Below are 21,600 nucleotides of genomic sequence, written 5' to 3'. Positions count from 1 at the left end.
GCCGAGTCTCCGGTTCGGCGGGTGACGGATCACGGAAGTCGTGACGGATCACGGAGAGATCCCCGCAGATCCCTCCGTGATCCGTCATCCTCTCCGTGGTTCGTAAGTGGATGCCGACGGGCTCACGGCGCGATCACGAGGTCGTCGATGAGCCCGTCGCGCAGGGTGAAGCGGTACCGGAGATCGGCGACTCCTCCGGGGAAGTCCCCCTCCAGCCGCGCGGCGACGACCCACCGCTCGGCATCGACCTGACGCTGGCCGATGAGCGTCGTGGTGTATGTGAACTCCGATGCGACGGTGGTGAGCCAACCGTGGATGGCGGCATGTCCGCGATAGTCGATGCCGTCATCACGGACATGCGCCTCGGAGCCGAAGACCTCGAGGGCGGACTCCCTCCCGAGGCGGGAGTCCTGGGCGCTCAGGTAGCGGGCGACGGCCGATGGGAGCTCGGCGGGCTGGAACGGGGTGAGGTCGTGGGATTCGGTCATGGTGTTCTCCTCTGCTGGGTGATGGTTCATGGGTGATGGTTCATGGGTGATGGTTCGGCGGTTCGGATGGGGGCTCAGACGGTCTTGACGGTCCCGCCGTCCACGACGAGCTCGGTCCCCACGATCGACGCCGCGGCATCCGACACCAGGAATCCGACCGCCTCGGCGATCTCTTCGGGCGCGGCGAATCGACCGAGCGGCACTCCGCCCAGCAGGTCGAAGATCTTCTGCTCTCCTTCCTGCGCAGACAGACCCTCCGCCTGAGCCAGCCGCAGCGCGAGGGCGGACTTGCTCTCGTTCTCGATCCCGCCCGGCGAGACCATGTTGACGCGCACTCCGCGCGGAGCGAGCTCGTTCGCGAGCCCCTTGCTGTACGTGCGAAGCGCCGCCTTGGCTGCGGCATACGCGAGCGTGCTGTCATGGATCGGCATGCGCGCTTGGATCGAGCCCACGTGCACGATCGCCGCCCGCTCTGCGGCTGAGGTCAGTGCGGGGACCAGCGCACGGTCGAGACGGACCGCCGTGAGGAGGTTGATCTCGAGCTCCCGCTGCCAGTCCGCATCCGTCAGCGCGGCATGACCTCCGGCGGGCGCGCTGGAGCCCCCGACGACATGCACGAGGATGTCCAGTCCGCCGGCCTCCGCGACGGCTTCGGCGAGCAGGGCCGGCGTCGCCGAGTCGGCGGCGTCGAGCAGGAGGGCGCGGGAGCCCCCGAGTGCGAGGGCGGGAGGGTAGTCGGTGCCGAGGTCCGGTCGTGAGTGGGGTGTGTTCTCCTGCATGCCCCCACACTGGGCCTTCCCCTCGGGGGAAGGTCAAACGGCGGTGGCGACCTTCATCGGAACACGCGGAAGATCGGCCATCCGATGTCGATGACGCAGTGCTCATCGATGCCGGGGAATCCCTCGATGTAGGTCTCGCGCACGGGAGCATCGATGCGGAGTTCGTGCCGCGCGACGTGTTCACCCAGCGCCGCGTACACCTGGGGGACCAGCGCGTCGGGCCCTTCATGCCGCGCGACCGCGAGTTCGACGGCGGGAAGCACCAGCACCTCTGCACCGGAGTGGAGGATGCTCTCATCGAAGCCGTCCTGGATCGCGAAGTACAGGGTCGCCGTCCCCCGGCCGTCGACGATCAGGTCATCCGGCCACACGCCGCCGAACGACCCGATCATGTCGGGGTCGGCACTCTCGGCGATGTCCTGCAACGTCGAAACAGATCGGCGGAACCACGCGCCGAGGTCGCGCAGGTCGATGCTCTCGCTGATCGCCACCACCCGGGTCTCCGCGACGCTGCGGTGGATGATCTCCGACTGAGGACGCGGCCGCTCCAGCATCGCTCTCAGACTCTCGACGGCCGTCCTGGTCTCTTCGAGCTTGTCCTCCATCCGCGCGAGGTGATGTGAGATCAGCTCGGCGCGCAGCTCGACGTCGGGCGTCGAGACCACCTCGCGGATCACCTCGACAGGCACTTCCAGGGTGCGCAGACTGCGCACCGTCTGCGCATCCGGGATCTGCTCCGGGGTGTACAGCCGGTAGCCGTTGTGGTCATCGACATGGGCCGGCACGAGCACACCCTGACGGTGATAGAACCTCAGCGCCTTGGCTGTCAGGCGCACAGCTCTCGAGAAATCGCCGATCGTCATGAGGGAGCACACAGTCACGATTATGTCGCCCGTGGAAGGTGCTGGGCCCGGACGGATCACGGAGCTCGTGACGGATCACGGAGAGACGCCGCAGATTGTTCCGTGATCCGTCATCCTCTCCGTGATTCGTCACCGGTTTCCGGGACGGATGACGACGGATGACACGGATGACACGCCCACGACATCCGTTCTTTTGAATCACTAAAAAGAAGGGGTAGGGTCGAGGCATGGAGACAGAACTCGACTCGGCGCTTCGCGGCGCCGGGCTGCGCGCGACCGCGGGCCGCGTCGCCGTGCTCGAGGCACTGACCTCCATGGCCCATACGGATGCGGAGCGGCTCTACCGCGCCGTGTCCGCTGTGCTGCCGACCACGTCGATCCAGTCGGTGCACAACATCCTCGCGGACCTGACGACGGCGGGACTCATCCGCCGGATCGAACCGGCAGGCTCCGCAGCCCTCTATGAGCGGCGCATCGGCGACAACCACCACCACGTCGTCTGCACCTCCTGCGGTGCGGTCGGCGATGTGGACTGCGTGGTCGGCGAGGCGCCGTGCCTCACCCCGTCCTCAGCCGGGGGATTCACCGTCCAGACAGCCGAAGTCACCTTCTGGGGCGTGTGCCCCAGCTGCCAGAACGCCGCGCAGTAGTCCGACGCGCCCGCCCCTTCTCGCCATCCGTGAGACAGGGATGCTCGTCGCGCCTGCGCGCAGAAGGAGAAGAACATGACGAATCCTGCCACCAACCAGCCCGCCACGACGACGCAGACCGGCACGCCGGTCGCCAGCGACGCCCACTCGCTCACCGTCGGGGCCGACGGCCCCACCGTGCTCCACGACCGCTATCTGGTCGAGAAGCTCGCCTCGTTCAACCGCGAGCGGGTGCCGGAGCGCAACCCGCATGCCAAGGGCGGCGGCGCGTTCGGAGAGTTCGTCGTGACCGAAGACGTCTCGGCGTACACCCGAGCCGCGGTGTTCCAGCCCGGCGCCACCAGCGAGACGCTGCTGCGGTTCTCGTCGGTCGCCGGCGAGCAGGGCTCCCCCGACACCTGGCGCGATGTGCGCGGCTTCGCGCTGCGCTTCTACACGTCGGAGGGAAACCTCGACATCGTCGGCAACAACACCCCGACGTTCTTCCTGCGCGACGCCATGAAGTTCCCCGACTTCATCCACTCGCAGAAGCGACTCGGCGACTCCGGCCTGCGCGACGCCGACATGCAGTGGGATTTCTGGACGCTCTCGCCCGAGACCGCGCACCAGGTGACGTACCTCATGGGCGACCGCGGCCTGCCGCGCAGCTGGCGCCACATGAACGGATACGGCTCGCACACCTACCAGTGGATCAACGCCGAGGGTGAGCGCTTCTGGGTGCAGTACCACTTCCTGTCGAAGCAGGGCGTGGAGGAGATGGGCGCCGACGAGGCGCAGCAGCTCGCCGGATCGGATGCCGACTACTACCGCCGCGACCTGTTCGACGCGATCGACCGCGGCGAGCACCCCTCGTGGGACGTGTACGTGCAGGTCATGCCGTACGACGAGGCGAAGGACTACCGGTTCAACCCGTTCGACCTCACCAAGACCTGGTCGAAGAAGGACTACCCGCGCATCAAGGTCGGCACGTTCACGCTGAACCGCAACCCGCAGAACTTCTTCGCCGAGATCGAGCAGGCCGCGTTCTCGCCCGGGAACCAGGTGCCCGGCACCGGCATCTCGCCCGACAAGATGCTCATGGCGCGCGTGTTCGCGTACTCCGACGCCCAGCGCTACCGCATCGGGGCGAACTACAACCAGCTGCCCGTGAACCAGGCGCACGCCGCCGAGACGCGCAACTACATGCACGAGGGTCAGATGCAGTACCGGCACAACGATGCCGCACACCGCGTCTACACGCCGCACTCCTTCGGCCCGGCGGGTGGCCCGGTGGCCGACCCGGTCGCCGGTGTCGAGGCGAGCTGGGAGTCCGACGGCGAGCTGATGCGCGCGGCCGCGACCCTGCACATCGACGACGACGACTTCGGTCAGGCGGGCACGCTCTACCGCACGGTCTTCGACGACGCGCAGCGGGCCCGGTTCCTGGAGACCCTCACCGGTCAGGGACGCTCGATCACGATCGACGGCATCCGCGAGCGCTTCTTCCAGTACTGGACGAACGTGGATGCCGCCCTCGGCGAGGCCCTGCGCCGCGAGGTCTGACCCCTCTCCCGCTCGCGCTCCGGCGCCGAGTGCACGGCCTGCTGCCGAGTGCACGACTTCGCATCGCGTCGAAGCCGTGCACTCGGCAGCTTCTCGTGCACTCGGAGATCCTGGAGCGGCGCGGAGGAGGAGAATGGATGCCGTGGCAGTTCCTCTCTCCGACCTCACCCGCATGCCCGAACCGCAGCAGGTGTACGCGGCCGACGGCACCCGGCTCGCCACGTACACCTGGGGTGAACTCGATGCCCCGGTCGCCGTCACGGTGCACGGCTTCGCGTCGAGCGCGCGCGACAACTGGGTGCTCACCGGGTGGGTGCGCGAGCTGACGAACGCCGGCTACCGCGTGCTCGCCCTCGACCAGCGCGGCCACGGGCGCAGCGAGAAGCCGCATCAGCCGGAGGACTACAGCATCCGCACCCTGGTCACCGACGTCGAGACGGTCATGGACGCGTACCTCGTCGACGACGCCGTCTACGTCGGCTACTCGCTCGGCGCACGCGTGGGATGGGAGGTCGTGCGCGATCTTCCGCAGCGCATCGGCAGGGCCGTGCTCGGCGGCGTGCCCGACGGCATCCCTCTCGCCCGTCTCGACCTCGACCAGGTGCGCACCTACATCGCCGACGGCACCCCGGTCAGCGACACCACGACGCAGAACTACATCGCCCTCACCGAGCGTGTGCCCGGCAACGACCTGAGCGCGTTGGTCGCTCTCGCCGAGGGGATGCGGTCATCCGGGGCGATCGATCCTGACCCGGCGGATGCGCCGACCCGCCCGATCCTGTTCGCGACCGGATCGAAGGACGCCATCATCGAAGGCTCCCGCGCCCTGGCATCCGCCGCCCCCGACGCCCGCTTCTTCGAGATCCCGAACCGGAACCACTTCAACGCGCCCGGCTCGCGCGACTTCAAGGAAGCGGCACTGGAGTTCCTCCGCGAGGGCTGACGCGCCCTCCCGCCGCGAAGGAGATCTCGCGGAATGAAGGAGCGGATGCAGCATCCGCTCCTTCATTCCGTGCGATCACCTTCATTCCGCGCGCTGCCATTCCAGGCGTCGCCACCGGGCACGAAGAAGGCCCTCCGCCTCGAGAGGCGAAGGGCCCGGGATCGCGGGGTCAGACCGCCGCGCTCTCCTCGCGCTTCGGCAGCACCCAGCCCGCGCGCGGGAAGTGGCAGGTGTAGCCGTTGGGGTACTTGATCAGGTAGTCCTGGTGCTCTTCCTCGGCCTCCCAGAACGGCCCCTCGGGCTCGATCGTGGTGACGGCCTTGCCCGGCCAGAGTCCGGAGGCGTCGACGTCGGCGATCGTGTCCCGAGCCACGGTCTCCTGCTCAGGGCTGAGCGGGAAGATCGCGGAGCGGTAGCTCGATCCGATGTCGTTGCCCTGACGGTCCTTGGTCGAGGGGTCGTGGATCTGGAAGAAGAACGCCAGGATGTCGCGGTACGTGGTCTTGGTCGGATCGAAGACGATCTCGACCGCCTCGGCGTGACCCGGGTGGTTGCGGTACGTGGCGTGCGCGTTCGAGCCGCCGGTGTAGCCGACTCGGGTGCTGAGCACTCCGGGCTGGCGGCGGATCAGGTCTTCCATGCCCCAGAAGCACCCGCCGGCGAGCACAGCGGTCTCGGCTCCGGGGGTGCGGGTGATGGTTCCGGTGTCGTCGGTCATGACTGCTCCTCGGCGTTGTCGGTGGTCTGATGGGTGAAGAGGCTGCTGTAGCGACCGTACCCCTCGTCCTCGAGCCGGTCAGCCGGCACGAACCGGAGAGCGGCGGAGTTCATGCAGTACCGCAATCCTCCCGCGTCACGGGGTCCGTCGTCGAAGACGTGCCCGAGATGGCTGTCCGCCCCGGTCGAGCGGGCCTCGGTGCGCGTCATGAACAGCTTCCGGTCGGTGCGGGTCGTGACGGCATCCGCCTCGATGGGCTTGGTGAAGCTCGGCCATCCGGTGCCGCTGTCGAACTTGTCGGTCGAGCTGAACAGGGGCTGGCCGGAGACGACGTCGACGTAGATGCCGTCCTCGTGGTTGTTCCAGTACGCGTTGCGGAAGGGAGGCTCGGTGCCGTCCTCCTGTGTGACCTCGTACTGCAGGTGGGTGAGGTCGCTGACGGCCTCGGACGTCTTGCGGTAGTCGTTCGACACGATCTGTCTCCTTGTCTGACGCGGCTGGCTGCAGCGTCTGATGATCACAACCAGCGCGGCGGCCGTTTTGGTCCCGCAGGGCTGGGAGCGCGCTGTGAGTTTCGGCGGCCCATCCCGACGCCGCGAGCATGAGACGATGCCGGGGATGGATGCCTTTGACGAAGAACTCCGTACGCTGCGTGCGCGTGCCTACGGTCCGCACGCCGACATCGCGAACGACCCGGCGGCCGTCCGGCGGCTTCATGAACTGGAGGGCCTCCGCGCTGCGCGGCGCGCGGAGACGATGAGCGCGGATGCCGCGGCGCCGGCGGGAGCCGAGGTCGCACCGGTGGAAGAGCGGATGCCGGATGAGCACACCCCTGGCCTCGCCGCCCTCGACGCGCTGTTCCCGCCGACGCCGGATCACCCCGATCACCCCGCATCCGCAGAGCTGACGCCCGACCCGGAGCGCCCGGAGCACCCTGTATCTGCGGCGGAGACGACCCCGTCGCAGGAGCCCGCCGGTCCGCGCCGCTACCGACGCCGCACGCTGTGGATCACCGCCGCGACCGCGGCCGCCGTGGCAGCCGGCATCACGTACGCTGCGGTGTCGTTCGCCCCGGTCTCGGCATCGTCGGGAGCACCGCAGATCTCCACGTTGGCCCCCACGAACGCGATCGAGGTTCCGGTGGGGTTCATGGGAGCGGTGGAGGATTCGCCCGCCTTCGAGTTCCACGGACTCACGCTCTTCCTCAGCTCGAGCGGCCTCAGAGGTGTCAACCCTCTGGACGCCGCGTGCCTCATGGCCGTCACCTCGGATCAGATACCGGCGGCCGAAGACTTCACCACTGACTCCTGGGGCGTCGAGGGCCCCATCTACTCGGGGTGCCGAGTCGGGGTCTTCCCCGCCACCATCGAGGTTCCGCTCACCGCCGATGCGCCGCCCGAGCCGCGTGAGGCCTTCCCCGACGGCACCGCGCTGCAGTTCGTGCTCGACGGCGACCGGGTCGGCGTCTTCCTCGACAGCGAGTAGCCGACGCCGACGGAACCTCCGCCACCACACGATGTGGATATAGTTTCTCGTCTGCACAAGAACCTGGGGGACGCACATGTCGGTTGGTCTGCTCGCCGTCGTCGACGACATCCTGAGCGCCGCGATGAAGGCCTCGGCCAAAGCCGCCGGCGTCGTGATCGATGACGCGGCCGTCACGCCGCAGTACGTGCAGGGGATCACTCCTGCGCGCGAACTGCCCGTGGTCGCCAAGATCGCGGTCGGATCGCTGGCGAACAAGTTCGTCATCATCATCCCGATCGCCCTGCTCCTGACCGCATTCGCACCGTGGGTGCTGCCGTACCTGCTGATCCTGGGCGGCGCGTACCTCTGCTTCGAAGGTGCAGAGAAGGTGCTCGAGTGGTTCGGCGTGCAGCACGGTCATGCCGACGAGGGCGACCGCAACGAGAACAAGCTGGTGTGGGGCGCCGTGCGCACCGACCTGATCCTCTCCACCGAGATCATGCTCATCTCGCTCGCGAACCTCGAGGCGGGGCTCGACATCTGGACGACCCTTGCGATCCTCGCCGTCATCGCTCTCATCATGACGGGCGTCGTCTACGGCGCGGTCGCGCTGCTGGTGAAGATCGACGACATCGGTCTCAAGATGGCGAAGAACCCGGTGCAGCGCATCCGTCACACCGGCACACGGATCGTGCGCTCGATGCCCGCGGTCTTCCGTTTCATCAGCATCCTCGGCACCGTCGCCATGCTCTGGGTCGGCGGCCACCTGCTGCTCGTGAACCTCGGCGAGGTCGGCCTGCACTTCGGCGCCGATGTGCTGCACGGCATCGAGCACCTGCTCGAGCCGCTCGGACCCGTGATCGTCTGGATCGGCGACACCCTGTTCTCCGCTGTCGCCGGACTCATCGCCGGGCTGATCATCGTGGGCATCGTGCTCGCCGTCGCGCGGATGCTGGGCAAGAAGGCGAACTTCCACGAGGGCGAGGAATCCCCCGCCGACGTGCACGTCTGACCGGCGACGACGCGCGGCTCACACCCGTGCGTGATCCGCGCTGCGCAGCCACTCGTCGAAGGTGATCTCGCCTCGGAGGGCATCCGGTCCTCCGCGCAGCGCGCCCGACGCGAGCCCCCTGCCGTAGGCCCCGGGCAGCCGGATGTCGAGCACCCGGCGACGGATGCCGTCGAATGCGAGCTGCCGACGCGCGGCGTCGGCGAGGGTCTCGTCGCGCGGGCCGACCAGGTCCGGCGCCCGGCCGACCGCACCGGCCTCGGCCACCCGCACGAGGTGCGCGGCGACTTCGCGGGCCGCGACCGGTCGCATGAGCGTGCGCGGCATCGGCGCGAACGGTCCGCGCACCAGACCGAGGATCTGCCCCGCGAACTCATGGAACTGGCCCGCGCGGGCGATCGTGAACGGCACCGGTCCCGTGGCCACCGCCCGCTCCTGGGCGAGCTTGCCCGCGTAGTACGAGGTGTCGATGTCATCGATCCCGACGATCGACAGCACGACGTGATGGCCGACGCCGGCCCTCTGCTCGGCCGTGAGCAGATGGTGCGCCGCGGTCTCGAAGAAGCTCCTCGACTTCTTCGCCGAGAGCGTGGTGGAGAGGTTCGTGACATCGATGACGGCATCCGCTCCGGCGAGCGCGTCGGCGAGCCCCTCGCCGGTGAGCACATCCGCGCCGTTCGCCCTGCTGAGCACGACGACGTCGTGGTCGGCGTCACGCGCGGACTGCGTGACATGGCGCCCGACGGTTCCGGTGCCTCCTGCGATGGCGATCCTCATGGGGTTCCCTTCGTTCCGGGTGCTCTGCGCGTCACCCTGTCACAACACCGACGACGGCGGATGCATAAGTGTGAGGTCGGTAGTCTTCCAGTGCATCCGCTGCGAGGAGAGAACGTGCACGACGACCTGGACGAGGTGTTCCGCGAACGCCGCCGGCTGCTGGCCGTCGCCTACCGCATGACCGGCACCCTCGCCGACGCGGAGGACGTCGTTCAGGAGACGTTCGTGCGCTGGTATCGGCAGACGGATGCCGAGCGCGACGCCATCCTCAACCTCGGCGCCTGGCTGACGACCGTGGCCAGCCGGATCTCGCTCGATCTGCTGACCTCGGCCCGGCGGCGCCGCGAGCAGTACGTGGGCCAGTGGCTGCCGGAGCCGGTGCCCTCCGACGCGTTCGCGGACAGCGGCCGGGTGACCGCGTCTTCGCGCGAGATCACCGACCCCCTGGAGCGCGTGTCGTTCGACGATTCGGTGTCGACGGCGCTGCTGGTCGTGCTGGAGTCGATGACGCCGTCCGAACGCGTGGCCTTCGTGCTGCACGACATCTTCGACGTGCCGTTCCCCGAGATCGCCGAGATCCTCGGGCGCTCGCCCGCCGCGGTGCGTCAACTCGCGACCTCGGCGCGGCGTCACGTGCGCGAGAACCGTGCCACTGCGGTGCCGCGGGCGGAGCACGACCGGGTGGTGCGTGCGTTCCGCGCCGCAACACTGACCGGCGGCGTCGACGAGCTGATCCGGGTGCTCGCCCCCGACGTGGAGCTGCGCAGCGACGGTGGCGGAGTCGTGCGCGCCGCGCTCAACGTCGTCAGCGGCGCCGACCGGGTGGCACGGTTCCTGCTCGGGATCGCTCAGAAGAACCCCCACCTCGAGGCCGCGGAACTGCAGACGGGCGACGGCCTCGCCTTCGTGTTCCGCGCGGAGGGCGATGTGGCCTCCGTCATGAACTTCGCGGTCGAGGACGGCAGGATCAGCCGGGTGTGGATCGTGCTGAATCCGGCGAAGCTGACCTCCTGGCGAGGCGGTTCGGGCGCGGACGAGACCGGCGGTTCGGCCGACTCAGCCGACCCCAGGGGCGACGGATCACGGACGACCTGACGGATCACGGAGAGATCCCCGTCTGAACCTCCGGGATCCGTCATCCTCTCCGTGATCCGTCGGGCCGTGCGCCGGTGGAACCTCGGCGATCCGACATCCTCCGCATCCTGCTAACGTCAGCGTTGCGCGCCCGAAGCGCAGACGCAGGAGAGCCCAGTGCAGATCAGGGATGCGGTCGTCGCCGACCTCGAGACGATCACCGAGATTCACAACCACGCCGTAGTGCACACCACCGCGATCTGGAACGACGACGCCGTCGACATCGATGACCGGGCGGCGTGGCTCGCCGACCGCAGCGCGCACGGCTTCCCCGTGATCGTCGCCGCCGACGACACCGGCGTGATCGGCTACGCCTCCTTCGGCGGCTTCCGTCCGCACAGCGGATTCCGGCAGACCGTGGAGCACTCGGTCTACGTGCGGGGCGACCAGCAGGGACGCGGCGTCGGCAGGACGCTGATGCAGGAGCTCATCGAGCTCGCCCGGTCCCGCGGCGTGCACGTCATGGTCGCGGCGGTCGAGAGCGGCAACGTCGGATCGATCCGCCTGCACGAGCGGCTCGGCTTCCTCGAAGTGGGCCGCATGCCGCAGGTCGGCGTGAAGTTCGGCCGCTGGCTCGATCTGACGCTGCTGCAGCTCATCCTCGACGAGCGCACCGCTCCCGACACCGCGTCCTGAACGGAGACCCGATGGATGCACTGCAGTGGTTCGTCGACGCGTTCAACTCCCAGTGGGTGCTGCCGGGCGGGCAGACGCTGCTGGTGCGCGAAGTCGTCGGCAACGTGTTCGGGCTCGCGAGCGCGATCGGCGGCATGCGACGCAAGGTGTGGGCGTGGCCGGTGGGCATCGTCGGCAACCTGCTGCTGCTGACCGTCTTCCTCGGCTCGATCCTCAGTCCCGACCACTCGCTGCCGCACCTGCTCGGGCAGGCGGGGCGCCAGGTCATGTTCATCACCGTCGCGATCTACGGGTGGATCCGCTGGCGCAACGCCTCGGGCGGACGCGTGACCCCGCGCTGGGCACCCACGAGCGCCCGCATCGGCATGGTGCTCGTGATGATCGTCGGCACCGTCGCCCTCACCCCCCTGTTCCGTGCGCTCGGCTCGTGGGAGCCGGTGTGGGCGGACGCCTGGACCTTCGTCGGCTCACTGCTGGCTACCTACGGCATGGCCAGAGGATGGACCGAGTTCTGGCTCATCTGGATCGCGGTCGACGTGGTGGGAGTGCCGCTGCTGTTCAGCTCGGGCTACTACGCGACCGGGTTGATGTACGTCTTCTACGGCCTGTTCACCGCGACCGGGTTCGTGATCTGGTGGCGCGCACAGGTGAAGGCCTCGGCGACCCCGGTCGAGATCCTGCCTCCCGATCCGAGCCCACGGCGCGCCGAGGACGACGCCCGCTGACGTTCAGCCGCGGTGCGACGGCATCCGCTCGGGGATCAGCAGCACGATGCCGAGCAGCAGGCTGATGCCCAGGGCGACCATCTCACCGATCGCGGTCGCCGGCGTCATGTGCTCGAGGTGCAGTGCGTGGTACGCGAAGTGCAGCAGCCCGAACACGGACCAGGCGATGCCGAGGATGCGGAAGGCGATCTCGTTCCGCCAGATCAGTCCGCCGATGCTGGCCGCGGCGAGCGCGAGGTACATGGCTCCCACATCACGGATCAGGTGCTCGTTATAGGGGCCGTCGACGGACACCCAGGAGCCGAGAACGCCGGGGAACGAATCGTAGAAGGCGGCGGAGGCGAAGTACGCCCATCCTCCGACGAAGAGTCCGAGAGCAGTCGAAGCGGCGAGGGCGAGGAGGTGGAGTCGTCTCATACCCGCATGACGACGCAGGGCTCAGGAACGTGAGGCGACGGCATCCGGGTCGGGAGGAGTTCTCGCCGTCGGGCGGACGATTCGGCCCGGATGCTCCTGCCGAGGCCGAGTTCTCCTCCCGAGGCCGTGCGGCGCGCACGCCCGTCAGGACGAAAGCGTCCGCGGGCTGAGCGCCGAGAGCAGCCGCAGCTTCTCCTGACTCTCCGAACCTGGCACCGCGGTGTAGACGAGCAGTGCGTGGGACTGCTCCGGGTCGAGCAGGCTCTGGCAGGTGAGCTCGAGCGGCCCCAGCTCCGCGTGCACGAAGTGCTTCGTCGCGCGGGGCCGCAGGCCGACCTCGTGCCGGTCCCAGAGCTCGCGGAACTCGGCGCTGCGTGGGAGCAGTGCCTCGACGAACCCCGCGGCCCGCGACCCGCTCCCCCGCCGCGCACTGACCTCACGCAGACCGGAGACCCACAGCCGGGAGAGGAACTCATGCTCTTCCTCGGCGTACAGCGCCCGCGAGCCCGGATCGCTGAACCAGCGGTACCCGAGGCTCCGCTCCGGTCCGCGGATGCTCGCCGTGTCGCCGGTCAGCGCGACTCCGAGCGGCGTCTGCCGCAGAGTCTCCCCGAGCTCGGTCACGATCTCGGCCGGAGTGTCCTGCAGCCGATCGAGGATCCGCAGCATGCCGGGGCTGACGTGCTCGCTCGCCCCGCCGCGCTCCGGTGGCTGATGACCGGCCAGCCGGAACAGGTGGTCGCGCTCGTCGATCGTGAGATGCAGCCCCTGAGCGATGGAGGCGAGCATCTGCGCCGACGGCAGCGGCCCGTCCCCGCGCTCGAGGCGCGCGTAGTAGTCCGCCGACATGTGGCTGAGCGCGGCGACCTCCTCGCGACGCAGTCCTTCGGTGCGCCGGCGCTGCCCTCGGCCCAGCCCGACGTCTTCGGGCTGCAGGCTGTCGCGGCGCAGACGCAGGAACCCCGCCAGGGCTGCTCTGTCGATCGCCATCTCATCTCCTCGCTGTGCCGATCATGATCCTCGCACCGTCGCGGTACGCGTATCCACTGCATGAGGAGTCCTGGATGCGGTCGCGGCAGGCACGCATGCTGGATGCGACCCTCGAAGGAGCATCATGACGCGCAGCATCCCCGACATCGACATCCCGTCCCTCACCGGAAAGACGGCCGTGGTCACCGGCGGCAGCGATGGGATCGGGTTGCGCATCGCGACCCGCCTCGCCAGGGCCGGAGCCGAGATCGTGCTCCCCGTGCGCAACGCCCAGAAGGGCGCGACGGCAGCCGCCGGCATCCGCGATGCCGTCCCTCACGCCCGGGTGCGCACCACCCCGCTCGACCTCTCGTCGCTGGACTCGATCGCCGCCTTCGGCGAGACCATGAACGCCGACGCGCAGCCGGTGCATCTGCTGATCAACAACGCGGGCGTGATGACTCCCCCCACGCGGCAGACGACGGCCGACGGGTTCGAGCTGCAGTTCGGCACGAACCACCTCGGTCACGTCGCACTCGTCGCACATCTGCTGCCGGTGCTGCGTGCCGGCAGCGCCCGGGTGACGTCGCAGGTGAGCGTGGCGGCGAGCAGCGGACGCATCCACTGGTCGGATCTGCAGTGGGAGCAGTCATACGACGGCATGCGCGCCTACCGCCAGTCGAAGATCGCGTTCGGGCTGTTCGGTCTCGAACTCGACCGTCAGAGCGAGGCGCACGGATGGGGCATCACGAGCAACCTGTCGCATCCGGGTGTCGCTCCGACGAGCCTGCTGGCGGCGCGACCGGAGCTCGGGCGCACCACCGACACCCTCGAGGTGCGGGTGATCCGGTGGGCTTCTGCGCGTGGACTGATCGTCGGCACTCCTGAGAGCGCGGCGCTCCCTGCCCTCGCGGCCGCGACGCTGAGCACGTCGAGTGCGCGCGCGCTGTACAGCCCCCGTGGGCCAGGACGCATGGGCGGGATGCCGTCGGAGCAGCCCCTGTACGCCCCGTTGAGGAGCGCCGAGGATGCGTCGCGCATCTGGCGGATCTCGGAGGAGCTGGTCGGGGTCACCTTCCCGCGGTGACCGGCCGGGTCAGTCGTCGCTGCGGCCGAACACCGAACGCAGGAAGAAGAAGACGCCGACGGCGACCACCAGCACGATGGCCAGCTTCGCGATGAACCACAGCACCGAGAAGAGCGCACTGACCAGCCACCACGCGATCACCACGGCGAGGATGACACCGACGACGGTCCAGAGCGAGTTCTTGGTCATGACTCCAGCCTAGGCATCTTCGGGGCCGGGGTTCTGCCCGAGGGGTAGCGGTCCGTCGAACGAGGAGGACTCCTCGGCTGACGCAGCCAGCCGCCAATCGGCGAAGTCGAACCCCGGCGACACGACGCACGAGACCAGCACCTCGACGTCATCGAGCGGGCGGGCCGCCTGCCAGACCCCCGCAGGCACGAGCACCTGGGCGGCATCCGTCGGTCCGAGCACGACCGTGGAGGCGGCCCCTGGCTCGGCGCCGTCTCCGCCCAGGCTGAGTTCGAGCCGGCCGGGTCCGTGCCACAGCCACATCTCGTCGCTCGTGACGACATGCCATTCGCTCCGCTCGGAGGGCAGCAGCAGATAGTGGATGCAGGTCGCCGCCGGTCGTGCACCGTTCGGCGTCTCGACCGCGACCGGGCTCGTCCAGGTGCGCCGGAACCACCCGCCCTCGGGGTGGGCGGCGAGGTCGAGCCGTTCGGCGGTCTCGGGACGCGATGTCATCGGGATCCTCGGATGTCGGGGCGGCGGCGCGACCTGCGCTCGATCAGCGTAGACGCCAGGGCCCGGGCTGCGCGCGGTTCGGGAGGAGTTCTCTCCCTCGGGCGGAGGTTTCGGCCAGAACTCTCCTCCCGAAGCCGAGTTCTCCTCCCGAGGACGCGGCGTGCGACGTCACACATCCGCGGGCTGCGCCGTCGTACCCGGTGGAGGCGCGCCCGCGCCCGGAACCAAGGAGAGAACGTGTCGCACGTGAACATCGGCAAGGTCTACGCAGAGCCCTACAAGGCGATGCTCGAGTTCAGCGCCCAGGCCACCGCGGCAGGAGTGGATGCCGGGCTGTCGCCGCTGCTGGTCGAGCTGGTCAAGATCCGCGCCTCACAGCTCAACGGCTGTGCGTTCTGCCTGAAGATGCACGTCGCCGACGCGGTGAAGGCCGGGGAGACGTCCGACCGCCTCGCCGTGCTCGCCGGCTGGTGGGAGTCGCAGTACTTCAGCGCCGAGGAGCAGGCCGCACTGCAGATCGCCGAGCACGTGACCCTGCTGAGCGACCACGGACGCCTCGCCGATCGCGGTGTCGACGTCGATGGCGTGCTGACCGAGAAGCAGATCGCCGCGGTCACCTGGCTCACGGTCGTGATCAACAGCTGGAACCGCATCGCGGTCAGCAGCCACTACCCCGTCGCGCCCTGAGAGCCGCGCGGACCCGAACGAGCGGCGGGAGTCAAGACCCTATCCGCCGCCGTTCGGCCGGGTCAGACTGCCTCTCATCCGATCGATGGGAAGAACCGTGAGCCCGACCGCCGTCCGCACAACGACAACCACAGACCTGCGCGAGCGAGGTCCGCTGAGCGCCGCGCTCATCCGCGGTCTCACCGACCGCGACGCATCCGACGACCACGTCGCAGAGGCCGAGGCCGCGATCGCCCGGACCGACGACATCGTGCGCGATGACGACATCCAGCTCGCGCTCTTCCTGCTGTTCGCCTCGTCGTACGGCGCGCTCCCGCAGCTCGACCCGGCGCGGGAATGGGACCCGGACCTGATCGCGACGAGACGGCTTCTGGAAGACGCCTTCGAGCGCGCCCTCCGGGCATCCGTGCCGCAGCCGCCCCTCCCCGAGGCGACGGTCGACGCGGTCGGTCGCGCGCTGTTCGCCCTCGCGGAGGCCGACACCGGCCCCAGCCTGTCGCGGTACGTCGCGAAGAAGGCGACGCCGGAGCAGGCGCGGGAGTTCTTCATTCAGCGCTCGATCTACACGCTGCACGAGGCCGATCCACACTCCTGGGCGATCCCCCGCCTGCACGGGCGCGCCAAGGCCGCGCTCGTCGAGATCCAGTCCGACGAGTACGGCGGCGGCCGGCCCGACCGTGTGCACGCCACGATCTTCGCGAAGGCGATGCGGGGTGCGGGGCTCGACGACACGTACGGCGCCTACCTGGAACAGGCGCCGGCCATCACGCTCGCTTCGCACAACATGATGTCGATGTTCGGGATCAACCGCCGCCTGGTGGGCGCGATCGTCGGGCACCTGGCCGCCTTCGAGATCACCTCGTCGATCCCCAACCGCCTCTACGGAGACGGGATGCGACGGCTCGGGTTCGGCGACGACGTGACCGACTACTTCGACGAGCACGTCGAAGCGGATGCCGTGCACGAGCAGATCGCCGCGCGCGACCTCGCCGGCGGTCTGGCCGAGGATCATCCTGAACTGCTGTCCGACATCATGTTCGGTGCATCCGCCTGCCTGACGGTCGACGGCTGGGCGGCCGGGCACATGCTCGACGCCTGGGAGCGCGGAGAGTCCTCGCTGCGGACGGATGACCCGCGATGAGCGCCGCCGCCGACCGCGAGGCGACCATCACGCCCTACCCCGACGGTCCCCTGCTGGTGCGCGGCGCTGTCGAGCTGCGCACGGCCGACGGAGAGCCGATAGAACCGCGCCGCCGCACGGTCGCCCTCTGCCGGTGCGGGCTCTCGACCATCAAGCCGTTCTGCGACGGCACGCACAAGGCCGCCGGGTTCCGCACCGACGTGTGACCGCGACTCATCCGGACGAGGCTCAGTCGCCGACGAGCTCTCCCCCGACAGCGCGCCAGTCGATCAAGCCTCTCGCCATGGTGGCCGCGTCGAATCCGAGTTCGGTGAGCAGTGACGCCGCGCCGCTGGAGAGGAGGCCGCCGGTGCAGAAGGTGATCAGCAGACGGTCGTCCGGAAGTTCATCTGCACGTTCCTCGAGCTGCGCCAAGGGGATGTGGATCGAACCGGGGATGTGGTGGCGCCGCCAGTCCTGCTCCCGGCGCACATCGACCACGACCGCCCCGCCGGCGATGAGCGCGATCGACTCCGCCGCGCTGACGGCGGGCGGACGACGGAAGAAGTGCCGCACACTCATCGGCGGGCCTCCTTGCGCACGTTGATGAGGGTGAAGACACCGCCCAGCACCGGGATCAACGCCAGCAGTCTGCTGCGCAGCAGCAGGTCGCGGCCGAGCACGGCGGTGACGGCGACGGCGAGGTAGAGGCCGCCGTGCACGGGTCCGAGCACGGCGGCCACCCCGTCGATGTGGACGGTCGCGAGGTTGCCGAGCAGCACCGCGATGCTCAGCAGCTCGAGCACCGACAGCACCTCGAGCACGCGCAGCAGCGGCCTCACTCGGCACCCGGCCGGACGATCATGAGCACGACGACGATCGCCCAGAGCACGTTGAAGATGCCGGTCAGCATACGCATCCCTCGCTGCCCGCGCGCATCGAGAGGTTCGCGCAACGCGTCGCGCTGCGCGGGCACGATGCGCAGCGCGAGCAGCCCGCCGGCCACCGCCGTGAGCACCATCGCGGCGGTGATCCAGATCTCGCCGAGCCGTCCCTGCACGGCGGCGAGCGCGAGTCCGACGAGTGGCACGACGAGCGCGAGCACCCCGTAGGTGCGGGTGATCCGGTGCAGCAGTCGGGCGACGTCGATGCCCGCGTCCGCGGGCTCCCCCGCTGCGCCGAGGGGCCGCGGAGCGAAGCGCGGGAACAGGCTCGTGGTCACGGCGACGGGGCCGACGAAGAGGATGCCGGCGAGCACGTGCACGGCGAGAAGGGTGTTTTCCACACCTTTAGTCTAACTAAAGGTTCTCGCGTCCGCTCATCAGTTCTGCGACGTGCGCTCTCAGCGCCTCCGTGAGTCCGGGATGGGCGGCGGCGAACCGGGCGTCGAGCTCGGCCAGCCGCACCCCCGCGTCTGCAAGCAGCTGCTCCCCCGCCGCGGTCACTTGCAGCTGCGATGCAGCCCCGGCGCGCGCCGTGGCATCCTCGACGAGCCCGTCGTCCTTGAAAGCGGCGACCGCGACGTGGGCACTGGGCGCCGTGATCCGCGACCTTCGCGCGAGCTCGCTGAACGAGATCCCGGGCGTGGCACGGATGTGGCCGAGCAGCGCATACTTGCGCGAGGTCAGTCCGAGCGGCTTCAAAGCCTCGGCGAACTCCTCCTGCCACACGCCCACCACGGTCAGCAGCGCGACCGTGGGGCTGAAGGGCGGAGGGACGGGCATCTGATCAGGCTACTGCGCGGGCAGGCGGGCGAAGCGCTCGACCTTTCTTCACGACAGCACGCGCGCGCCCACGTCACCGCCTCCTCGCGATAGCGTCGGAGACAGAACGAATCCCGTTCAGGGCCGAGGACGAAGGGACACGTCGTGAAGTTGGATCTGCCGCGCGCGAAGTACATCGGCTTGCAGAAGGTGTCGGCGATGACGGCCAGCTCGGACACCGTCGAGACGACACGGTCGTTCAGCGCCGGCTTCTCGGACCTCACTCCCGAAGGGGGGTGGCGTCAGGAGAGCGCGATGAAACCTGAACTCGCTGTCGACCCGGCGTACCTGCGCGATCGAGCAGTGACACTCATCAGTTCGGCGTTCGCGGACGCGCCCGTGATCCTCCCGGGCACCCCTGTCGAGATCGGACAGTGGTATCAGATCGCGGGGCAGTCTCGGTTCATCCAGACGTTCCACGACGACTTCCGCGATCGAGCGGATACGGCACCGCGAGTCGCCGCGTGGCTGCTGGAAGTACCGAACGCCGACCGCGACAGCGTGACCTGGCTGGTCATCCACGGCTCAGCCGACGGCAACATGTACGACACCTTCGACGCGACATTGCCTGCAAAACGGGCCGGTTCAGGCACGGAGGCCCTCTTCGAGTTCCTCTATGCGCGTGCCAATGGGGCCGAACTGCGAGGAGAAGAGCTCCCGCGGCAGTTTCGGCCGGAGATGCTCGCCTGGGCGGTGTCCGAGATGTTCAACGACTACAGCAATCACCGCTCCGAGTCGATCGAGGCCGTGTTCCGGGTTTCTGACATCCTCGACCCCTCCGCCCTTGTAACCACGAAACTGCCATTGGTGAGCATCCATGGTCTCTCATCGCGCAGCCGCGACGGACGGGAGTCACCGGTAACGCAGGTGATCATCGGCAGTCCTCTGGCCGTGCAGGCGCCGGCACCGAAACCCCGCAGCCGCGTGCGACGCATGCTCACCCGCAAGCGAACCGGCGATGTACCGCGATTCGACAAGGATGACGTCACTGATCCCTCGGGCATGTACGGAGAGATCGCGGACTAGCGGACACGGCCGCAGTGTCATCACCTGCTGACCCGCCCCCGCTTCAGCCCCGATTCAGCCGCAGACCGCCACACTGGAGGGATGCGGATCCTGGTGGTGGACGACGAGGTGCGTCTGGCGGACGGTGTCCGGCGTGGACTCGAGGCCGAAGGCTTCGCGGTCGACGTCGCGCACAACGGCGTCGACGGACTCTGGCGCGCTCGCGAGACCCGCTACGACGCGATCGTGCTCGACCTCATGATGCCGGGCATGAGCGGATGGAAGGTGTGCGAGGCCCTGCGCGCCGAGGAGAATTGGACTCCGGTGCTCATGCTCACCGCGAAGGACGGCGAGTGGGACCAGGTCGAGGCACTCGAGACCGGCGCGGACGACTACGTCACGAAGCCGTTCTCGTTCGCGATCCTCGTCGCCCGCATCCGCGCGCTCGTGCGACGCGGTGCCGTCGCACGACCCACGATCCTGGAGGCGGGCGACCTGCGGCTCGATCCCGCCGCGCACCGCGTCTGGCGTGGTGAGACGCCGGTACCGCTGACCGCCCGCGAGTTCGCCGTGCTCGAGTACCTGCTCCGCCATCGCGGCCAGGTGCTGTCGAAGCGTGCGCTGATCGAGGGCGTCTGGGATGACGACTTCGACGGCGACCCGAACATCGTCGAGGTCTATGTCGGGCATCTGCGCCGCAAGCTCGACAAGCCGTTCGGCCGCGAGGCGATCGAGACGGTGCGCGGTGCGGGATACCGGCTGGCGGCCGACGGTGGCTGAGCGCGGCTGGCGTTCGGTCCGCGGGCGCACGACGCTCGGCGCGACCCTCGTCGTGGCTGCCGCCCTGCTCGTCGGCGCGTTCTCGTTCTACGGCGTGCTCAGCGCCAGTGTGCACGGCAGCGCCGAGCGTGCGGCCGAGCAGCGGATCTCAGAGCTCACCGAGCGTGGCGACGGCCCGGGAGGACGCTCGCTCGACTCCCTGGACGACGAGATCGTGCAGCTCATCGGTGACGATGGCTCAGTGCGGGCGGCCAGCGAGGACGCCCGCGAGGCACTCGGGGCGACATCCCTTCCCGTCTCCGACGACCCGCAGACCATGACGATCGACGGCGAGCCGATGCTGATCGTGTCGGATGACCTCGACGACGACCAGACGCTCGTGCTGGCGGTCTCGATCGAAGACGGCGCCGAGACCCTGGCGACGGTCGCGACCCTGCTCGCGGTCGCGGTTCCGCTGCTCCTGCTCCTGGTCGCCGTCACGACCTGGCTCGTGGTCGGTCGCGCCCTGCGGCCGGTGACCCGGATCCGCCAGGAGGTCGACGGCATCACCGCGGAGCGACTGCATCAGCGCATCGCCGTGCCGGAGTCCGCGGATGAGATCGCCGCACTCGCGACGACCATGAACGGGATGCTGGATCGCCTCGATGCGTCTGCGGCGGCGCAACGGCGCTTCATCTCCGACGCCTCGCACGAGCTGCGGTCCCCGCTCGCGACCATCCGTCAGCATGCGGAACTCGCGCAGACCCATCCGGCCACCACAAGCATCGGCGAGCTGTCCGAGGTCGTCTCGGAAGAGGGACTCCGGCTGCAGGGGATCGTCGAGTCGCTGCTGCTCCTCGCCCGGCTCGACGAGGGGGTGCACGGCCACACGGAGCCCGTCGACCTCGACGACATCGCGCTCGGCGAGGTGCGGCGACTGCGCGCCTCCGGGCTCGACGTCGACGGCAGCGGTATCCGCGCCGCGCGTGTGGACGGTGATCCCCGCCTGCTCGGACAGCTACTGCGCAACCTCGCCGACAACGCCGCCCGCCACCGCCGTGGGCGCATCGCGATCGGCGTGGAGCCTTCCGGTGCGCACGTGTTCGTGACGATCGAGGATGACGGCGCCGGGGTGCCGCCCGAGGAGCGCGAGCGCATCTTCGAGCGCTTCGTGCGGCTCGACGAGGCCCGCAGCCGGGACGCCGGCGGGAGCGGCCTCGGCCTGGCGATCGTGCGCGGCATCGCCAGCGCTGCCGGGGGAACCGTGACCGTGGACGACTCGCGCTGGGGCGGCGCGCGATTCGTCGTCACGCTGCCGCTCGCCCGCTGAACGACAGCGCACGCAGGCTTTCCTGAAGAGCTCTTCAGGACGCTTCAG

29 protein-coding genes are annotated in these 21,600 nt (G+C 69.1%); 15 read left to right on the top strand and 14 right to left on the bottom strand.

The genetic code is table 11. The annotated features are described in order from the left end of the window. Positions 1-122 precede the first annotated feature (122 nt). The 3 genes from ACIOVG_RS08435 to ACIOVG_RS08425 form a co-directional block, all read right to left on the bottom strand. Complete coding sequence (locus ACIOVG_RS08435; protein WP_400871506.1) at positions 123-488, bottom strand: nuclear transport factor 2 family protein; 366 nt, start codon at positions 486-488, stop codon at positions 123-125. Between the two features lie 74 nt (positions 489-562). Continuing rightward, a complete protein-coding gene (locus ACIOVG_RS08430; protein WP_400871503.1) occupies positions 563-1,267 on the bottom strand; it encodes an oxidoreductase in 705 nt (234 codons plus the stop codon). 53 nt (positions 1,268-1,320) lie between these two features. Beyond that, a complete protein-coding gene (locus ACIOVG_RS08425) occupies positions 1,321-2,130 on the bottom strand; it encodes a MerR family transcriptional regulator (protein ID WP_400871500.1) in 810 nt (269 codons plus the stop codon). Positions 2,131-2,357: 227 nt separating this feature from the next. On the opposite strand from ACIOVG_RS08425, the gene ACIOVG_RS08420 reads away from it, so the two are divergent. The 3 genes from ACIOVG_RS08420 (at position 2,358) to ACIOVG_RS08410 (ending at position 5,265) form a co-directional block, all read left to right on the top strand. Then, positions 2,358-2,780 carry a Fur family transcriptional regulator gene (locus ACIOVG_RS08420; protein ID WP_400871497.1) on the top strand — a complete coding sequence of 141 codons (423 nt, stop codon included), beginning with the start codon at positions 2,358-2,360 and terminating at the stop codon, positions 2,778-2,780. Positions 2,781-2,855: 75 nt separating this feature from the next. Next, positions 2,856-4,322 (top strand): catalase, encoded by a 1,467-nt coding sequence (locus ACIOVG_RS08415; protein ID WP_400871494.1) that lies wholly within the window; start codon positions 2,856-2,858, stop codon positions 4,320-4,322. 133 nt (positions 4,323-4,455) lie between these two features. Next, positions 4,456-5,265, top strand: a complete 810-nt coding sequence (locus ACIOVG_RS08410) for an alpha/beta fold hydrolase (protein ID WP_400871491.1) — start codon at positions 4,456-4,458, stop codon at positions 5,263-5,265. 169 nt (positions 5,266-5,434) lie between these two features. Here ACIOVG_RS08410 and msrA read toward each other — a convergent pair whose 3' ends face one another. Together msrA and msrB are read right to left on the bottom strand one after the other, a co-directional pair. Continuing rightward, the gene (gene msrA, locus ACIOVG_RS08405) at positions 5,435-5,983 is read right to left on the bottom strand and encodes a peptide-methionine (S)-S-oxide reductase MsrA (protein WP_400871488.1); all 549 of its coding nucleotides are present in this window, start codon (positions 5,981-5,983) and stop codon (positions 5,435-5,437) included. Then, on the bottom strand, positions 5,980-6,456 hold the full coding sequence (gene msrB, locus ACIOVG_RS08400; protein ID WP_400871485.1) for a peptide-methionine (R)-S-oxide reductase MsrB: 477 nt from the start codon (positions 6,454-6,456) through the stop codon (positions 5,980-5,982). The genes msrA and msrB overlap by 4 nt, the downstream gene beginning before the upstream one ends. A 145-nt stretch (positions 6,457-6,601) precedes the next feature. Here msrB and ACIOVG_RS08395 point away from each other — a divergent pair, with 145 nt between their 5' ends. Further along, on the top strand, positions 6,602-7,468 hold the full coding sequence (locus ACIOVG_RS08395) for a hypothetical protein (RefSeq protein WP_400871482.1): 867 nt from the start codon (positions 6,602-6,604) through the stop codon (positions 7,466-7,468). A gap of 76 nt (positions 7,469-7,544) precedes the next feature. Next, positions 7,545-8,462 (top strand): DUF808 domain-containing protein, encoded by a 918-nt coding sequence (locus ACIOVG_RS08390; protein ID WP_400871479.1) that lies wholly within the window; start codon positions 7,545-7,547, stop codon positions 8,460-8,462. Positions 8,463-8,480: 18 nt separating this feature from the next. Here ACIOVG_RS08390 and ACIOVG_RS08385 read toward each other — a convergent pair whose 3' ends face one another. Then, a complete protein-coding gene (locus ACIOVG_RS08385; RefSeq protein WP_400871476.1) occupies positions 8,481-9,236 on the bottom strand; it encodes an SDR family oxidoreductase in 756 nt (251 codons plus the stop codon). A 114-nt stretch (positions 9,237-9,350) separates the two neighbouring features. Here ACIOVG_RS08385 and sigJ point away from each other — a divergent pair, with 114 nt between their 5' ends. The 3 genes from sigJ to pnuC all read left to right on the top strand — a co-directional run bounded on the left by sigJ (position 9,351) and on the right by pnuC (position 11,731). Next, on the top strand, positions 9,351-10,331 hold the full coding sequence (gene sigJ, locus ACIOVG_RS08380) for an RNA polymerase sigma factor SigJ (RefSeq protein WP_400871473.1): 981 nt from the start codon (positions 9,351-9,353) through the stop codon (positions 10,329-10,331). A gap of 156 nt (positions 10,332-10,487) precedes the next feature. Beyond that, positions 10,488-11,006, top strand: coding sequence for a GNAT family N-acetyltransferase (locus ACIOVG_RS08375; protein ID WP_400871470.1), 519 nt, complete (start codon positions 10,488-10,490; stop codon positions 11,004-11,006). An 11-nt stretch (positions 11,007-11,017) separates the two neighbouring features. After that, positions 11,018-11,731, top strand: coding sequence for a nicotinamide riboside transporter PnuC (gene pnuC, locus ACIOVG_RS08370; protein ID WP_400871467.1), 714 nt, complete (start codon positions 11,018-11,020; stop codon positions 11,729-11,731). 3 nt (positions 11,732-11,734) lie between these two features. On the opposite strand, the gene ACIOVG_RS08365 is transcribed toward pnuC, so the two are convergent. Together ACIOVG_RS08365 and ACIOVG_RS08360 are read right to left on the bottom strand one after the other, a co-directional pair. After that, complete coding sequence (locus ACIOVG_RS08365) at positions 11,735-12,148, bottom strand: hypothetical protein (RefSeq protein ID WP_400871464.1); 414 nt, start codon at positions 12,146-12,148, stop codon at positions 11,735-11,737. A gap of 144 nt (positions 12,149-12,292) precedes the next feature. Next, the gene (locus ACIOVG_RS08360) at positions 12,293-13,138 is read right to left on the bottom strand and encodes a helix-turn-helix transcriptional regulator (protein WP_400871461.1); all 846 of its coding nucleotides are present in this window, start codon (positions 13,136-13,138) and stop codon (positions 12,293-12,295) included. 124 nt (positions 13,139-13,262) lie between these two features. On the opposite strand from ACIOVG_RS08360, the gene ACIOVG_RS08355 reads away from it, so the two are divergent. Next, on the top strand, positions 13,263-14,204 hold the full coding sequence (locus ACIOVG_RS08355) for an SDR family oxidoreductase (protein ID WP_400871458.1): 942 nt from the start codon (positions 13,263-13,265) through the stop codon (positions 14,202-14,204). A gap of 9 nt (positions 14,205-14,213) precedes the next feature. Here ACIOVG_RS08355 and ACIOVG_RS08350 read toward each other — a convergent pair whose 3' ends face one another. Further along, the gene (locus ACIOVG_RS08350; RefSeq protein ID WP_247628338.1) at positions 14,214-14,393 is read right to left on the bottom strand and encodes a hypothetical protein; all 180 of its coding nucleotides are present in this window, start codon (positions 14,391-14,393) and stop codon (positions 14,214-14,216) included. A 9-nt stretch (positions 14,394-14,402) separates the two neighbouring features. After that, entirely contained in the window at positions 14,403-14,888 is a 486-nt protein-coding gene (locus ACIOVG_RS08345) for a cupin domain-containing protein (RefSeq protein ID WP_400871455.1), read from the bottom strand. Between the two features lie 237 nt (positions 14,889-15,125). Between ACIOVG_RS08345 and ACIOVG_RS08340 the strand changes: the two genes are divergently transcribed. The 3 genes from ACIOVG_RS08340 (at position 15,126) to ACIOVG_RS08330 (ending at position 16,922) form a co-directional block, all read left to right on the top strand. Then, positions 15,126-15,575: a carboxymuconolactone decarboxylase family protein gene (locus ACIOVG_RS08340; RefSeq protein ID WP_400871452.1), complete on the top strand. Its 450-nt coding sequence runs from the start codon at positions 15,126-15,128 to the stop codon at positions 15,573-15,575. Between the two features lie 85 nt (positions 15,576-15,660). Next, positions 15,661-16,716 carry an iron-containing redox enzyme family protein gene (locus tag ACIOVG_RS08335; RefSeq protein WP_400871449.1) on the top strand — a complete coding sequence of 352 codons (1,056 nt, stop codon included), beginning with the start codon at positions 15,661-15,663 and terminating at the stop codon, positions 16,714-16,716. Further along, positions 16,713-16,922, top strand: coding sequence for a CDGSH iron-sulfur domain-containing protein (locus tag ACIOVG_RS08330; RefSeq protein ID WP_400871446.1), 210 nt, complete (start codon positions 16,713-16,715; stop codon positions 16,920-16,922). Before ACIOVG_RS08335 ends, ACIOVG_RS08330 begins: the two co-directional genes overlap by 4 nt. A 22-nt stretch (positions 16,923-16,944) precedes the next feature. Here the strand turns inward: ACIOVG_RS08330 and ACIOVG_RS08325 are convergent, their stop codons facing one another. From ACIOVG_RS08325 to ACIOVG_RS08310, 4 genes are read right to left on the bottom strand one after another with little or no spacing between them, the layout of a single operon-like run. Beyond that, positions 16,945-17,277, bottom strand: coding sequence for a rhodanese-like domain-containing protein (locus ACIOVG_RS08325; RefSeq protein WP_400871443.1), 333 nt, complete (start codon positions 17,275-17,277; stop codon positions 16,945-16,947). Then, positions 17,274-17,537 (bottom strand): hypothetical protein, encoded by a 264-nt coding sequence (locus ACIOVG_RS08320; protein WP_400871440.1) that lies wholly within the window; start codon positions 17,535-17,537, stop codon positions 17,274-17,276. Before ACIOVG_RS08320 ends, ACIOVG_RS08325 begins: the two co-directional genes overlap by 4 nt. After that, on the bottom strand, positions 17,534-17,980 hold the full coding sequence (locus tag ACIOVG_RS08315) for a hypothetical protein (RefSeq protein WP_400871437.1): 447 nt from the start codon (positions 17,978-17,980) through the stop codon (positions 17,534-17,536). Before ACIOVG_RS08315 ends, ACIOVG_RS08320 begins: the two co-directional genes overlap by 4 nt. 13 nt (positions 17,981-17,993) lie before the next feature. After that, the gene (locus ACIOVG_RS08310) at positions 17,994-18,419 is read right to left on the bottom strand and encodes a MarR family winged helix-turn-helix transcriptional regulator (protein WP_400871434.1); all 426 of its coding nucleotides are present in this window, start codon (positions 18,417-18,419) and stop codon (positions 17,994-17,996) included. A 144-nt stretch (positions 18,420-18,563) separates the two neighbouring features. Here ACIOVG_RS08310 and ACIOVG_RS08305 point away from each other — a divergent pair, with 144 nt between their 5' ends. From ACIOVG_RS08305 to ACIOVG_RS08295, 3 genes are all read left to right on the top strand, one after another. Next, on the top strand, positions 18,564-19,484 hold the full coding sequence (locus ACIOVG_RS08305; RefSeq protein WP_400871431.1) for a hypothetical protein: 921 nt from the start codon (positions 18,564-18,566) through the stop codon (positions 19,482-19,484). An 81-nt stretch (positions 19,485-19,565) separates the two neighbouring features. Further along, positions 19,566-20,243, top strand: a complete 678-nt coding sequence (locus tag ACIOVG_RS08300; protein WP_400871428.1) for a response regulator transcription factor — start codon at positions 19,566-19,568, stop codon at positions 20,241-20,243. Then, positions 20,236-21,552: a sensor histidine kinase gene (locus ACIOVG_RS08295; protein WP_400871425.1), complete on the top strand. Its 1,317-nt coding sequence runs from the start codon at positions 20,236-20,238 to the stop codon at positions 21,550-21,552. Before ACIOVG_RS08300 ends, ACIOVG_RS08295 begins: the two co-directional genes overlap by 8 nt. Positions 21,553-21,600: the final 48 nt, after the last annotated feature.

The organism is Microbacterium sp. NPDC087591 (assembly GCF_044743625.1).
In the GTDB taxonomy this organism is placed as follows: Bacteria; Actinomycetota; Actinomycetes; order Actinomycetales; family Microbacteriaceae; genus Microbacterium.
This window is presented reverse-complemented; position numbering and strand designations above follow the sequence as displayed.